13 protein-coding genes and 1 riboswitch are annotated in these 14299 nt (G+C 63.7%); of the genes, 8 read left to right on the top strand and 5 right to left on the bottom strand.

Translation table 11 applies throughout. From position 1 onward, the window contains the following. Positions 1–39: 39 nt before the first annotated feature. Positions 40–786: a precorrin-4 C(11)-methyltransferase gene (gene cobM, locus J3P77_RS12325; RefSeq protein WP_434676912.1), complete on the bottom strand. Its 747-nt coding sequence runs from the start codon at positions 784–786 to the stop codon at positions 40–42. Positions 787–828: 42 nt separating this feature from the next. Further along, a complete protein-coding gene (locus J3P77_RS12320) occupies positions 829–1251 on the bottom strand; it encodes a cobalamin biosynthesis protein (RefSeq protein ID WP_434681995.1) in 423 nt (140 codons plus the stop codon). 186 nt (positions 1252–1437) lie between these two features. Beyond that, a riboswitch (cobalamin riboswitch) is annotated at positions 1438–1652 on the top strand. A gap of 109 nt (positions 1653–1761) precedes the next feature. On the opposite strand from J3P77_RS12320, the gene cobW reads away from it, so the two are divergent. From cobW to J3P77_RS12300, 4 genes are all read left to right on the top strand, one after another. Then, positions 1762–2826 (top strand): cobalamin biosynthesis protein CobW, encoded by a 1065-nt coding sequence (gene cobW / locus J3P77_RS12315; protein WP_434676911.1) that lies wholly within the window; start codon positions 1762–1764, stop codon positions 2824–2826. Positions 2827–2833: 7 nt separating this feature from the next. Then, positions 2834–6598, top strand: coding sequence for a cobaltochelatase subunit CobN (cobN, locus tag J3P77_RS12310; RefSeq protein WP_434676910.1), 3765 nt, complete (start codon positions 2834–2836; stop codon positions 6596–6598). Between the two features lie 20 nt (positions 6599–6618). Further along, positions 6619–7638, top strand: a complete 1020-nt coding sequence (locus tag J3P77_RS12305; protein ID WP_434676909.1) for an ATP-binding protein — start codon at positions 6619–6621, stop codon at positions 7636–7638. A gap of 101 nt (positions 7639–7739) precedes the next feature. Further along, positions 7740–8303, top strand: a complete 564-nt coding sequence (locus tag J3P77_RS12300; protein ID WP_434676908.1) for a vWA domain-containing protein — start codon at positions 7740–7742, stop codon at positions 8301–8303. Positions 8304–8370: 67 nt separating this feature from the next. On the opposite strand, the gene J3P77_RS12295 is transcribed toward J3P77_RS12300, so the two are convergent. Continuing rightward, complete coding sequence (locus J3P77_RS12295) at positions 8371–8637, bottom strand: hypothetical protein (RefSeq protein ID WP_434676907.1); 267 nt, start codon at positions 8635–8637, stop codon at positions 8371–8373. A gap of 386 nt (positions 8638–9023) precedes the next feature. Between J3P77_RS12295 and J3P77_RS12290 the strand changes: the two genes are divergently transcribed. Continuing rightward, positions 9024–10349 carry a sigma 54-interacting transcriptional regulator gene (locus tag J3P77_RS12290; RefSeq protein ID WP_434676906.1) on the top strand — a complete coding sequence of 442 codons (1326 nt, stop codon included), beginning with the start codon at positions 9024–9026 and terminating at the stop codon, positions 10347–10349. Here J3P77_RS12290 and J3P77_RS12285 read toward each other — a convergent pair. Both J3P77_RS12285 and pnuC read right to left on the bottom strand, forming a co-directional pair. Further along, entirely contained in the window at positions 10293–10871 is a 579-nt protein-coding gene (locus tag J3P77_RS12285) for an AAA family ATPase (protein ID WP_434676905.1), read from the bottom strand. The two genes, J3P77_RS12290 and J3P77_RS12285, sit on opposite strands and share 57 nt — an antisense overlap. After that, the gene (gene pnuC / locus J3P77_RS12280; protein ID WP_434676904.1) at positions 10868–11431 is read right to left on the bottom strand and encodes a nicotinamide riboside transporter PnuC; all 564 of its coding nucleotides are present in this window, start codon (positions 11429–11431) and stop codon (positions 10868–10870) included. The genes J3P77_RS12285 and pnuC overlap by 4 nt, the downstream gene beginning before the upstream one ends. A gap of 260 nt (positions 11432–11691) precedes the next feature. On the opposite strand from pnuC, the gene J3P77_RS12275 reads away from it, so the two are divergent. The 3 genes from J3P77_RS12275 (at position 11692) to pcaD (ending at position 14296) form a co-directional block, all read left to right on the top strand. Then, positions 11692–12522 carry an undecaprenyl-diphosphate phosphatase gene (locus J3P77_RS12275; RefSeq protein WP_434676903.1) on the top strand — a complete coding sequence of 277 codons (831 nt, stop codon included), beginning with the start codon at positions 11692–11694 and terminating at the stop codon, positions 12520–12522. Further along, the gene (locus J3P77_RS12270) at positions 12519–12932 is read left to right on the top strand and encodes a DUF1294 domain-containing protein (protein ID WP_434676902.1); all 414 of its coding nucleotides are present in this window, start codon (positions 12519–12521) and stop codon (positions 12930–12932) included. Before J3P77_RS12275 ends, J3P77_RS12270 begins: the two co-directional genes overlap by 4 nt. A gap of 569 nt (positions 12933–13501) precedes the next feature. Continuing rightward, the gene (pcaD, locus tag J3P77_RS12265; protein ID WP_434676901.1) at positions 13502–14296 is read left to right on the top strand and encodes a 3-oxoadipate enol-lactonase; all 795 of its coding nucleotides are present in this window, start codon (positions 13502–13504) and stop codon (positions 14294–14296) included. The last annotated feature ends 3 nt before the right edge of the window (positions 14297–14299 follow it).

Raw genomic sequence — 14299 nt, 5'->3', positions numbered from 1 at the left:
CTACGGTTGTCGCGGGCAAGCGCGCTCCTACGGGTAGTCCTACGGTCTGTACAGATGCGCATGCCCGGCCCGGTACAGCGATGATTCCCCAAACGGGTCGTCGCCCAATACCCGTCCCACCAGAATCAATGCGGTGCGCCTGAATCCCTTGGCCCGCACCTTCTCGGCGATATCCGCCAGCGTGCCCTGCACCCAGTCCTGATCCGGCCAACTGGCACGATGCACCACGGCGATCGGACAGTCCGCCCCATAGTGCGGCTGCAGCTCGGCGACGATCTTCTCCAAGTTATTGACCCCAAGGTGAATCGCCATGGTTGCCCGGTGGCTGGCGAGGCTTGCCAGCTCTTCACCGGGAGGCATCGTCGTCTTGTCGGCATAGCGGGTCAGGATCACGCTCTGGGAAATGTCCGGCAGAGTCAGCTCGGTCCCCAGCAGCGCCGCGCAGGCTGCGGTCGCAGTCACCCCAGGGATTATCTCGAACGGAATATCCAGCTCACGCAAACACCGAATCTGTTCACCGATGGCACCGTAGAGGCTGGGGTCGCCGGAATGTACCCGCGCCACATCACGGTCCTGTTCATGAGCGGATTTCATCAGGGCGATGATCTGTTCCAGATGCAGCTCCGCGCTGTTCACCACCTGCAAAGCCTGGTGTCCGTCAAGAACCGCAAGCGGCACCAGCGAACCGGCGTAGATGATGATTGGACAGCTGCGAATCAGCCGCTGCCCCTTGACGGTGATCAGCTCCGGATCACCGGGACCTGCGCCAATGAAAAAGACGGTCAATTAACTCTCCATTCAGGTTGGGGTACTCGTCGCCGGCCATTATCAGCCTTCGACAACGGCACCTGCCAGAGCAAACGTGGCGTGCGCCGACTGGCGTCTCGTGATCAGCAGACGCGCCGGAGCTCGGGCCAGTTGGCTGGCGGCTGCCAATGCCGCGCTCTCCGCGACTCCATGACAGCCGGTTCGGGCATAGGCGAGCGCGGAACGATGCGTCAGCTGTGCCTCGTAAGGGAGCAGGGTGATCGCACTCAGCAGAATCAACGGAACCTGCAACTGCTTAGCCAGAGCCAGCAGCCCCGGCTCTTCGCCTTTCAGATCGATGGAAGCCACGGCCCTGATCGCACCCGTCTCCAGGCCGAGCTCGTGCAAACCGGACTCTACAAGCTCCAGCAACTGCAGGGCTGCGCAGCCGCTGCGGCAGCCGATGCCGACGACCAGTAAAGGATCGGGCGCTGGAGGTTGCAGATCAGTACTGATAGATAGCCGCCTGGTGCCGGTTGAAACGTCCAGCCGTGCCAAGTCGGTTGTACCGGGCGCGGCGGCGCGAATGAATGCGTGACGACTGGTCGCGCCGCCACGCTACAGCGAGACAGGAGACCACGCTCGGGCGCAAAGCGTCAATCTGAACGATTGACCTGACTTCGGCCACTGCGTAGCCTTGCGCCTTGAGGTTCTCTGTTCAGGTTTGGGCAGAGCTAAGACGGGAATGCGGTCAATGCCGCAGCTGCCCCCGCAACTGTAAACGGTCAGGATCGTCGCACAGCCACTGCTCAAGCGGGAAGGCGCGACGTCTGTGCGCCAGCCGGGTTCGAGCCCGGCGGCGTGCCGCCGTGAGCCAGGAGACCTGCCTCGAACCGGGCCATTGCCCGCGAATTCTCACGACAACCGGGCGGGGTGATCCGGTGGCGATTCGAACCGCGCGCCGCGCGTACGGTTCTCGTCCCGTTTGCCCGCCGTCTCGCCAAAGGGCACCTGATGAAAACACTGGCCAAGCTCCCCGTCACCATCGTCACCGGCTTTCTGGGCTCGGGCAAGACCACCTTGCTGCGGCACATGCTGGACAACGCCGAAGGACGACGTATCGCAGTGATCGTCAACGAATTCGGCGAACTGGGTATCGACGGCGAAATCCTCAAGCAATGCACCATCGGTTGCACCGAAGAAGAGGCCAGTGGCCGGGTCTACGAGCTGGCCAACGGCTGCCTGTGCTGCACCGTTCAGGAAGAGTTCTTCCCGGTGATGCGCGAACTGGTTGCACGGCGTGGCGATCTCGATCACATCCTGATCGAAACCTCCGGGCTGGCGCTGCCCAAGCCGCTGGTTCAAGCGTTCCAGTGGCCGGAGATCCGCAATGCCTGCACGGTTGACGCGGTGATCACCGTAGTCGATAGCCCGGCGGTGCTGGCCGGTACGTTCGCGGCCTTTCCCGAGCAGGTCGACGCGCAGCGCAAGCTGGACCCCAACCTCGATCATGAATCACCGCTGCACGAATTGTTCGCCGATCAGCTGGCCAGCGCCGATCTGGTCATTCTCAACAAGGCCGATCAGCTGGACGCCGCAGGGCTAGCCGCCGTTCGTGCCGAGGTCAGCGAGGAACTGCCGCCGGCGGTCAAGGTCGTCGAAGCCAGCAATGGTCGCTTGCCGCTGAGCGTGCTGTTGGGCCTGGGCGCCGAGTCCGAAGTGCACATTGATGGTCGCAAGACGCACCATGACCATCACGACGACGGCGACCACGATGACCATGATCACGATGCCTTCGATTCGATTTCCATCACGCTACCCGAAGGCGAAGAGCGGCTGTTGCTCGACGCGCTGACGCAGCTGGTCGTGCAGCACGGCATCCTGCGGGTCAAGGGTTTCGCGGCCATTCCCGGCAAGCCGATGCGCCTGCTGATTCAAGGCGTGGGCACCCGTTTCGACAAGCACTTCGACCGTGCCTGGAGCGCCGGTGAACCTCGCGTCACGCGTCTGGTGCTGATCGGCCAGGAGCTGGACGCGGTGGCACTGGAAGCGCAACTCAACGCTGCGCTCGCCGGCTGACCGACCCATGCATTTGCTGAGAACCCAGCCCGGTGGCTTTGTGCCGGACGACAGCATCGCCGATCTCGGGCAGACGCCCGCCGAGCTGGTGATTCTTTGCAGCGGCGATTCGAGCCTGGCGCTGCTGGCCGAAGCGGCGCAGCAGTTGCCCGACAACTACCCGAGCCTGCGTCTGGCCAATCCGATGCAGGTGCAGAACCATGCGTCGGTGGACCTCTACGTCGATGAGGTGCTGCGCCACGCCAGGGTCATCCTGATTTCGCTGCATGGCGGCATCGGTTACTGGCGCTACGGCGTGGAGCGGCTGATGGAGCTGGCGGCGCGCGGCGTGCAGGTCATTCTGGTGCCGGGCGACGACCGTCCGGACCCTGAACTCAGCGATCTGAGCACCGTACCCGCCGAGGCGCGCGACCGACTCTGGCAATTTTTGCGTCAGGGCGGGCTGCACAACGCGCTGGATCTGTATCGCTGCATCGCCAGTCAGTGGCTGGGTCGCGACTACCGCTGGGGCGAGCCGCAAACGCTGCCGCGCACCGCCGTTTACCACCCGCGCACAGCCAGCGAAACACTGGCGCGCTGGCGGGCCGAATGGCTGGCGGATCAGCCGGTGGTGGCGCTGCTGTTTTACCGCTCGCACCTGCAGGCGGCGAATACCGCCTTCATCGACGAGTTCTGTACCCGGCTGCAGGCTCGGGGCCTCAATCCATTGCCGGTGGCGGTCGCCAGTCTCAAGGAAACGGGTTGTCTGGAATTGCTGCAGGACTGGCTCGACGAGACTGGCGCCCAGTTGATCCTGAACACCACAGGCTTTGCCCAGTCCAGCCCGGAAGCACCGCATCTGCGGCCCTTCCGACGTAACGTGCCGGTGATTCAGGCGATCTGTGCCCAGGACAACCAGCCGGCGTGGCAGGCCAGCGAGCAGGGGCTCGGCGCCCGGGATCTGGCAATGCATATCGCCTTGCCCGAACTGGACGGCCGGATCATCAGCCGCCCGATCAGCTTCAAGGATCTGGCGTGGCGCAGCGAGCGCAGTCAGTCCGATGTGGTCTGCTATCGAGCGCACCCTGAGCGCATGGACTTTATCGCCGAACTGGCGCGCCGCTGGATCGAACTGGCGCGGCTGCCCAACGCCGAAAAACGTGTAGCGCTGATTCTTGCCAATTACCCGACCCGCGACGGTCGCATCGGCAACGGCGTGGGCCTCGACACCCCGGCGGCGGCGCTGAATATCCTGCGCGCGCTGGACAGCCAAGGCTATCCGCTCGCGCCGTTGCCCGGCAGCGGCACTGAGCTCATCGAGCTGCTGCTCGGCGGGGTGACCAACGATCTGGACAGCCTGGATCTGCGGCCTTGTCAGCAAAGCATGGCGCTGGATGAGTATCACGCGGCGTTCGCGCGGTTGCCCCAGGCCAACCGTGACGCGGTGAACGCACGCTGGGGGATGCCCGAGGACGACCCGATGTTTCGCAGCGGGCGAATGATGATCGCCGGAGTACGTTTCGGGCTGACCTTTGTCGGTATCCAGCCGGCGCGCGGGTATCAGGTCGATCCGAGCGCGGTCTACCACGACCCGGACCTAGTTCCGCCGCACGGGTATCTGGCGTTCTACTTCTGGCTGCGCAGGGTCTACGGCGCCCACGCACTCATCCACGTCGGCAAGCACGGCAACCTCGAATGGCTGCCGGGCAAGGGCGTGGGACTGTCGGACAGTTGCTGGCCGGACGCGGTGCTCGGCCCGACGCCCAACATTTATCCGTTCATCGTCAACGATCCGGGCGAGGGTGCACAGGCCAAGCGCCGCACGCAGGCAGTGATCATCGACCATCTCATGCCGCCGCTGACCCGCGCCGAGACGTACGGCCCGTTGCGTGACCTCGAATTGCTGGCCGACGAATATTACGAAGCGCAGTTGCTTGATCCGCGCCGCGCGCAGGAGCTGCAGCGCGACATCCTCAGGCTGGTCCGTGAAACGCGTATTGACCGCGAGCTGGCGCTCGACGCCGGCGTTGACAGCGAAGCCGACGCGGCGGTCTGGCTGCCGCGTCTTGACACATACCTGTGCGACCTCAAGGAATCGCAGATCCGCGACGGCCTGCACGTGTTCGGTGAGTCGCCCAAGGGCCGACTGCGCACCGACACGCTGCTGGCGTTGCTGCGCATTCCCCGTGGCGACGGGCGCGGCGCGCATTCGAGCCTGCTGCGCGCCTTGAGCAAAGCCTTCGCGCTGGATTTCGATCCGCTGGACTGTGAGCTTGGCGCACCGTGGCATGGCCCGCGGCCGGCCGCACTGGTTGCGGTGAATGAAGCGCTGTGGCGCACGGCCGGCGACACCCGCGAACGCCTGGAAGTGTTCGCCGCCGCGCTGATCGAACGCGTAGGGCGTGGCGAGGCGGTCGATGAGCTGCCGGTTGGCGAAGACCTGCAACTGATCATCAGCCATCTGCAAGACGTGGTCGCGCCGCGCCTCGATGCCTGCGGCCCGGCGGAAATGCAGGGCCTGCTGGATGCGCTGAACGGTCGCTTCGTGCCCGCCGGCCCCAGCGGCGCGCCGAGCCGCGGACGGCTGGACGTGCTGCCCACCGGGCGCAACTTCTTTACTGTCGACGTGCGCAATTTGCCAACGACCACGGCCTGGCGCATCGGTTTCCAGTCCGCCAATCTGTTGCTGGAACGTCACCTTCAGGACCACGGCGATCACCTGCGCCAGCTGGGGCTGTCGGTCTGGGGTACTGCGACCATGCGCACCGGCGGCGATGATATCGCCCAGGCCATGGCGCTGATGGGCGTGCGTCCGGTATGGGCGACCGGCAGCCAGCGGGTCGATGACTTCGAGATTCTGCCGCTTAGCCTGCTCGACCGACCTCGGGTTGACGTCACGCTCCGGGTGTCAGGCTTCTTCCGCGACGCGTTCGCCAACCTGATCCGCCTGTTCGACGCCGCCGTGCAGGCGGTAGCCGAGCTGGATGAGCCGGACGACCTCAACCCGCTGGCCGCCCGAGTGCGCGAAGAGCGCCGCGAGCTGCTGGCGACCGGTCTGGACGAAGAGCAGGCGCAGCGCCAGGCCGGCTGGCGGATCTTCGGCGCCAAGCCCGGCGCCTACGGCGCGGGCGTGCAGGGCGCCATCGACGGTCGCCTGTGGCAGAGCCGCGAGGATCTCGCCGAGGTGTACCTGAACTGGGGCGGTTATGCGTACGGCGGCAGCGACGAAGGCACGCCGGCGCGCCAGCACTTCGCCCAGCGTCTGTCTCAGGTGCAGGCGGTGCTGCAGAATCAGGACAACCGCGAGCATGACCTGCTCGATTCCAACGACTATTACCAGTTCCAGGGGGGCATGCTCGCCGCTGCGGACAGCCTCGGCGACCGCAAGACCGCCAGCTATCACGGCGACCACAGCCAGCCGGACCTGCCCAGAATTCGCACACTCAAGGAAGAGCTGAACCGGGTGATCCGCTCGCGCGCGGCAAATCCCAAATGGATCGACGGGGTCAAGCGTCACGGCTATAAAGGCGCGTTCGAGATGGCGGCGACGGTGGATTTCCTGTTCGCCTTCGACGCCACCACCGAGCTGATCGATGACCATCAGTATGCGCTGTTGGCCGATGCCTACCTGCTCGATGCCTCGACCCGGGATTTCATTCGCGAACACAATCCCGATGCCTTGCGTGACATGACCGAGCGTATGCTCGAAGCCCAGCAGCGAGGGCTGTGGCAGGAGCCGGGCGAGTACCGCGAAGCGCTCGAAGAGCTGCTGCTGGATATAGAAGAGAACTAATGACCCTGGCCGACTTACCCATGACTGAGACTCCGCATTTCCCGCTGGCCGCCGTGGTTGGCGCCGATGACTTGAAGCTGGCGCTGTGCCTGGCGGCCATCGATCCGCGCATCGGCGGTGTGCTTATCGAAGGACCGCGCGGCATGGCCAAATCTACGCTGGCCCGTGGTCTGGCGGATTTGCTCGGCGGCGGCCAGTTCGTGACCCTTCCTTTGGGCGCCACCGAGGAGCGTCTGGTCGGGACGCTGGATCTGGACGCTGCGCTGACCGAAGGCCGGGCGCGATTTTCGCCGGGTGTGCTGGCCAAGGCCGATGGTGGCGTGCTGTACGTTGATGAGGTCAATCTGCTGGCCGATCATCTGGTGGACCTGTTGCTTGACGTGGCGGCCAGCGGCATCAACGTGGTTGAACGCGACGGGATTTCCCACCGGCACGCCGCGCGCTTTGTGCTGATCGGCACCATGAACCCCGAAGAAGGCGAGCTGCGCCCGCAGCTGCTGGATCGCTTCGGCCTCAACGTCGCCCTCGACGGGCACACAGCGCCCGCCGAGCGCGGCCATATCATCCGTCGTCGGCTGGCGTTCGATGCCGATCCTCAGGGTTTTTGCAGGCAATGGCAGGAACAACAACGGGCGCTGGAGCAACGCTGTGAAACCGCGCGCCGCTTGCTGGCGGCCATCGAGCTGGATGACGACACAGTTGCCGAGGTCACTCAGCGCTGCTTCGCGGCGGGCGTCGACGGCATGCGCGCCGATCTGGTGTGGCTGCGGGCGGCCCGGGCCCACGCGGCGTGGCGTGGCGAGAGCCGCATCCAGACAATTGATATCGACACAGTCGCCGAATTCGCGCTGCGCCACCGTCGACGATCGACAACGGCGCCGCAGGAGCCCCGCCAGGACCAGAGCCCTGCGCCTGAGCAGCCTGATCGCCCGAATGCCGCCGAGCCTGAGGCCGGGCAGGGCCAATGGGGTAGCCTGCCCGCCAGACCCGTCGCAACCGGCGCCCGGCGTGAAGTGCCGAGCTGGCCAAAAAAGCCTTAGGCATCCGCCCCCGTTCGGTCGAGGGAGCGGATGCCAGCCCCCGACCTGGCCGACTCAATACCGGGAAACAAGGCGCGGCACGCTCCGGCATCAGCGGGCCGGTGGCCTGGGTGCCGACCCTGCTGCGCGGTCGCCCGCGCACGCGCCATGACCTGGTTCACCAGCCCCGTAGCAGCCGGCCCACGGAGCTGCTGCTGGTGATCGTCGATGCATCGGCTTCGACGCGCCGTAACAGCGCCCTGAGTCAGGCCAAAGGTCTGTTGGCTCAGGTGTTCGATGATGCCTATCGCCGACGCGCGCGTCTGGCGCTGCTAACCGCCAGCGGAGCCGCGCCCCGCTGGCAGCATCAGGGACTCAAAGCTTCGGCGGCCCCCTGGCTGCAGGCGCTTGGTGCCGGTGGCGGCACACCGCTGCAGTTGGCGCTGGAGCAGGCGGGACAATGGCTGGCGCAGCGGCGAAAGCGTTATCCAGCCGAGCATCAGCGTGTGCTGGTACTGACAGACGGGCGCGTCAAGGCAATGCCCGATTTGCAGGCATTCGATTGCGAGAGTCTTCTAGTGGATATCGAAACGGGACCGATTCGACTGGGGCGCGCCCGGCAACTGGCCCAGCATCTGGGCGCCGATTATCGCCATATCGGCGAACTGGCGCTGGCCTTGCGCTGAGCCGACGCCGGATCGAGCAGCGCAGCTGCAAGGCTGGAGGGCGCAACGCCCTCCCTCGGCCGCGGTATCAGGCCGGCATGGTCCATGGCTCAAGGGTGTAACCCTCACTGCTGAGTTCCGCACGGGCCTGCTCAAGCGCACTGGCCAGTTGGGCCTTGTCGGAATATGTGCTGCTTGGAAGTTGCTTGCGGCCGATGCGAGCGCTGGTGCGGTCGATCACGGTCAGGCTCAGTTCGCCATTCCCGTCCTGAGGTGCCCAGGCGACACAGCGGAAGGGTTCAAAAGCGTGTCCAGCGATCAGAAGTGCATCGTTGAAGCGCAGTGGGGCGTTCATGGTCATTTCCTCAGGGTGCCCATATCAATCCAGTGCCGTCGGCGGGCTTACCGTCCGGCTGGTTATTGGTGTTGATGCCGAAGAGGGTGGGTCGAGTCACACGGCCGCGCGTTATTTTCAATTTTTTTACAACTGCAAGCCGTGCGTATTGACTCAAGGCACGAAGGTTTGTTCTTGCCGTTGATCGGCGAGTGGCTCAGGCGGGCGTTTCAGCGCAGGTGTAAAACCGGCTTAACAGTCCTAATTACGTTTGGTTATGAACGTTAGATGTAAACGGTACAAGGCTGTGTCAAATATTTGCTAATGTAACAGTCGGGCTCGCCAACATGCTGTTTATAAAACGTTTTTTATAACTTTTACCAGACGCCGGGCGCCAAGGAACCTCTATGCATGAATCGGCCCCAACGCGACGCCTTTTGATTGTGGACCCTTGTGACGATTGCCATCAGCTGATCCCAGTGTTGCATGCCGCCGGATGGGCGGTAGATAGCAGTACGATCGAGTCAGCGCTCCACCTCAGTTGTGATGTCGGACTCATCCGCCTGATGCCTAACCATTTCGAGCATCCCGAAGTGGTCAAGGAGCTCATTACCCGCAGCGGCACGCAGTGGATCGCGGTTCTTGCCCCGGAAGACCTGCGCCGGGAAAAGATCGGAGACTTCGTCTGCGAGTGGTTTTTCGATTTTCACACGTTGCCGTTCGATGTGGCACGCATGCAGGTCACGCTGGGTCGTGCCTATGGCATGGCGCGACTGCGGGCCCAGGGCGCTGCGCAGACGTCCAGCGGCGATCACGAAATGCTCGGCGAAAGCCGACCGATCCGCGAGCTGCGCAGGCTGCTCGGCAAGCTCGCACCGACCGAATCACCGGTGCTGATCCGCGGGGAACGCGGAACGGGCAAGGAACTTGTGGCGCGCACGCTACACCTGCAGTCACAACGCCGTAACAAACCGTTCATCTCCGTGAACTGCGGCGCCATTGCCGAGCACCTGATTCACGCTGAGCTGTTCGGCTATGAGAAGGGCGCCTTCAACGGTGCTCAGGAAGCCAGGATCGGACGCATTGAAGCAGCGGACGGCGGAACGCTTTTTCTCCATGAAATCGGCGACCTGCCGCTGGAAACCCAGGCCCACCTCTTGCGTTTTCTGCAAGACAAGCAGATCGAGCGCTTTGGTGGCAGCGAGCCGATCCCGGTCGACGTACGGGTGCTGGCCGCAACCCATGTGGATCTGGAAGCGGCCATCCGCAAGAAGCGCTTTCGCGAGGACTTGTATTACCGGCTCAACGTGTTGCAGGTCGGCACCGCGCCGCTGCGCGAGCGGCACGGTGATCTGGCGATGCTGGCTAACCATTTTGCGCATTTCTACAGTCAGGAGACTGGGCGCCGGGCACGCAATTTCAGCCAGGATGCGCTGATCGCAATGGGCAAGCATGACTGGCCCGGCAATGTCCGCGAACTGGCGAACCGCGTGCGGCGTGGGCTGGTGCTTGCCGAAGGACGCCAGATCGAAGCGGCAGACCTTGGTCTGCTGGGCGAGGAAGACATTGCCAGCAGCATGGGCACACTGGACGATTACAAGTCCCGGGCCGAGCGTCAGGCACTCTGCGACGTGCTGACCCGCCACAGCGACAATTTGAGCGTGGCAGCCAGGGTGCTAGGTATTTCCCGACCCACGTTCTACCGCCTGTTGCACAAGCACCAGATCCGGTGACCCGGATAACAGCTGCGTCACCAGGGTCATGGCCTGCTCGCGGCGAGCAGTCCAGTCGCCGTCGATGACCCGGTAGTTCTGGTGCCAGTGGTCCAGCCATTGCCGGCTGGCGTCGAAAAATGCCAGACGCTCGCTCAATTGCGGCTGGCAGCGCTGTCCGTCGCCGGTCCAGTCCACGCCTTCGGGCGATAGCAGCAGATGCAGGTCGTAGTGCCTGGCCAGCAGCTGCTGCTCGATCCACGGTGGGCAATCCCCGAACAGGGTTTTGCTCCACAACAGATTGCTCAACAGATGCGTGTCGAGAATCAGCAGCTCGGGCGCGGTAGCGCGCGCGGCATCTTCCCAGGCCAGCTGGCCCCGGGCGATGTCCGGGATGTCCGCGTAGCAGGTATCGCGGCCTTGCTGTTCGATGAAATGGCGCACGTACTCGCCGACCAGAACGCCGCCGAAACGCCGCTGGATCTGTGCGGACAGCCAGCTCTTGCCGCTCGACTCAGGGCCTGTGAGAACCAGGACTTTCATCGGGCTGGCGCCAGATCATTGCGCCATTCGCGCCAGCCTTGCACGGCCAGCAGCGTGAACAATCCGTACAGTGCGGCCGTCAGGTACAGCGCTTTGTAGATGAACAGGCCTACGAAGATGACGTCGAGGACAATCCACAGTGGCCAGCACTGGACGCGCTTCTGCGCCATCCAGACCTGCGCGACCAGACTGAAACCGGTCAGCGCTGCGTCCAGCCAGGGCTGAGCGGCGTCGGTGAAGTGCGCCATCGCGGCGCCCAGCGTCAGGCTGATCAGCGCGCCAACCGCAAGCCCGGCCATCACTGAGCTGCCTTGCAACACAGTCACCGCGCGCGCCGGCAGGTTGCTGCCGTGGCGAGTCCACTGCAGCCAGCCATACACCTGCAGGCCGGCATAGATCACCTGCAGCAGCATGTCTGAATAAAGCTTCACGTCGAAGAAGATCCAGATGTAGATCACCACCATGACCAGCCCGATCGGCCAGCACCAGGGGTTCTGTTTGACGGTGAGCCAGACTGCGATCACGCCGAGGGCGGCAGCGAACAGTTCAACCTCGGACATGGGGGCTCCATCGGTGCGGTAGTGATCTGGGGCGGCGATTGTAAGCGGTTACTGGGTTCACGGGGAGCCTTCACCGGCGGCTTTGTGTCAGACAGCAAGCCCGGCAGGCTTTGCCGGTGCAGGTCTGCTAGCATCGGCGGGTTTTTGCGCCGATCTGTCGGCCGGTCAAGTGCCGTTCAGGTTCGAGCGCTCATAGTGATCGCCATTTTTTATATAACAACGTAACCGGCGGGGCGCAGGCGCCGCTGCATGGAGGAATGATGGATCTGTGGACAGCCGCTCAGGCGTTGATTTTGGGTGTTGTGGAAGGGCTGACCGAGTTTCTGCCGATTTCCAGTACGGGGCACCAGATCATCGTCGCCGATCTGATCGATTTTGGCGGCGAGCGGGCAATGGCGTTCAACATCATCATTCAGCTGGGCGCCATTCTGGCGGTGGTCTGGGAGTTCCGCCGCAAGATCTTCGACGTGGTGCTGGGCTTGCCAAAGCAACAGACAGCGCAGCGCTTCACGGCCAATCTGCTGATCGCCTTTTTGCCCGCAGTGGTGCTGGGGGTGCTGTTCGCCGATACCATTCACCATTACCTGTTCAACCCGATCACGGTGGCGACGGCGCTGGTGATTGGCGGCGTGATCATGCTCTGGGCCGAACGCCGCGAGCACGTGGTGAGTGTCGACACCGTCGATGACATGAAATGGAGCGATGCGCTCAAGGTCGGCGTGGTGCAGTGCCTGGCTATGATCCCCGGCACCTCGCGTTCCGGCTCGACCATTATCGGCGGCCTGCTGTTCGGGCTGTCGCGAAAGGCGGCCACAGAGTTTTCGTTCTTTCTGGCGATGCCGACCATGGTTGGCGCAGCCGTCTACTCGGGCTACAAGTATCGCGACCTGTTCCGCCCCGATGACCTGATGGTGTTCGTGGTGGGCTTCGTGACGTCGTTCATTTTCGCCATGATCGCTGTTCGCGGCCTGCTCAAGTTCATCGCGACCCATAGCTACGCGGTGTTTGCCTGGTATCGCATTGTTTTCGGTCTGCTGATTCTCGCAACGTGGCAGTTCGGCTGGATCGACTGGGCGTCGGCAAAAGCATGACTCCATCATCGGCGCGCAAGGTCTCGCGGCGCGGCAAGAGAGATGCGCGAGCGGTGCAGCAGCCCGGTCTGAAAATGTTGGCGCTGCTCGTGCTGTGCCTGATTCCGGGGTACGGCGCCCTGCGGCTGGTGCCGCAAGGCGGTCTGCCAGTCGTTGCACTGTGGTATTTGGGTGTCAGTCTGCTGACCTTCATCCTGTACCGCCATGACAAGATGCGAGCAGGTGATGGCGGCTGGCGTATTCCGGAAAACTGGCTGCACGCCGCCGAACTGCTCGGCGGCTGGCCCGGTGCATTGCTGGCCCAGCAGCTGTACCGGCACAAGACGCGCAAGGCGTCTTTCCAGGTGGTGTTCTGGGTGATAGTGCTGGCGCATCAAGCGGCGTGGGTGGTTGGGATGCGGGCTGACTGATCTGTCCGGTGAACAGATTTCACGCCGCTGCATGGCTGCCGCGAAGCGGCAGCAGGCAGCTTTCCCTTGCTTCAAGTCAGCCTCAGGAAGGTGGGAGGCAGCTTGCTGGCGACAGCGCCAGTTCAGGCCACACATCTTTGTCGTCTGCTCTAGCGCCTTCGCCAACAAGACGGATCGCCGCCCGTTGGCTCCCACAAGAACCGCAGCGCTGCACGAACTGTAGGAGCTGGCTTGCCTGCGATCTGCCGGGAACCGGCAGCAAGATGGTTCATGCGGTACAAACAGGGTCGCCAGGATTACTGCCGCTACGCGCCAGATCGTCGGATTGCCGCCCAGAGCAAGCGGATCGCCGCCCGGTCACTCCCACGCCCTGCGGGCAGAATCAAAAGCGGATTCGCGGGCACCAGGAGTTTCTGCCCAAGGGCGGTTTAGGGCTACCCCCCAAACATAGAATCTCCCACGGGATGGTGCGCGCACGAAGTGTGCGATAGCCGCCCGGTTGCGTCTCCCGCAGATTGTCGAGGCCTTCCGCGCTGGCTAATGTTGAGCTTTTGCCTGAGGAGACTCCAATGCCCGCCGTGCAACTTGCCGATGGTTCACTCAACTACCAGCTCGAAGGTCCGGCAGGCGCGCCGGTGCTGGTCCTGTCCAATTCGCTGGGCACCGACCTGCACATGTGGGACGCCCAGGTACCTGCATTTACCCGGCATTTCCAGGTGCTGCGCTACGACACCCGCGGTCATGGTCAGTCACTGGTCACGCCCGGTGTCTACAGCATCGAGCAGAATGCCCGCGACGTTCTGGCGTTGCTCGACGCGCTGAACGTCGACAAGGCGTATTTCTGCGGCTTGTCCATGGGCGGCTTGATCGGTCAGTGGCTGGCGATCAATGCCCCGCAGCGTCTGCATCGCGTGGTGTTGTGCAACACGGCCGCCAAGATCGGTACGCCGCAGGTCTGGAACCCGCGCATCGAAACCGTGCTGAAGGACGGCGAGGCCGCCATGCGCGCGTTGCGTGATGCCTCTATCGAGCGCTGGTTCACGCCGGCGTTTGGCAAGGCACAGCCAGCCGCGGTAGATGCGGTGGTCGGTATGCTGGCGAGTACCTCCCCTCAAGGCTACGCCGCCAACTGCGCGGCGGTACGCGACGCTGATTTTCGCGAGCAGATCGGCTCGGTTCGCCTGCCTGTTTTGATGGTGTGCGGCGCCCACGACGCAGTGACCACGCCTGACGATGGCCGCTACATCGTCGAGCGTATTCCGGATGCGCAAATGATCGAACTGCACGCGGCACATCTATCCAACGTGGAGGCCGGTGAGGCGTTCACCGCTCCGGTTCTGGACTTTCTGAAAAGCGGCCTCTGAGAG

The sequence above is a fragment of the Pseudomonas sp. R1-18 genome (assembly GCF_051132095.1).
GTDB lineage: Bacteria > Pseudomonadota > Gammaproteobacteria > Pseudomonadales > Pseudomonadaceae > Aquipseudomonas.
This window is presented reverse-complemented; position numbering and strand designations above follow the sequence as displayed.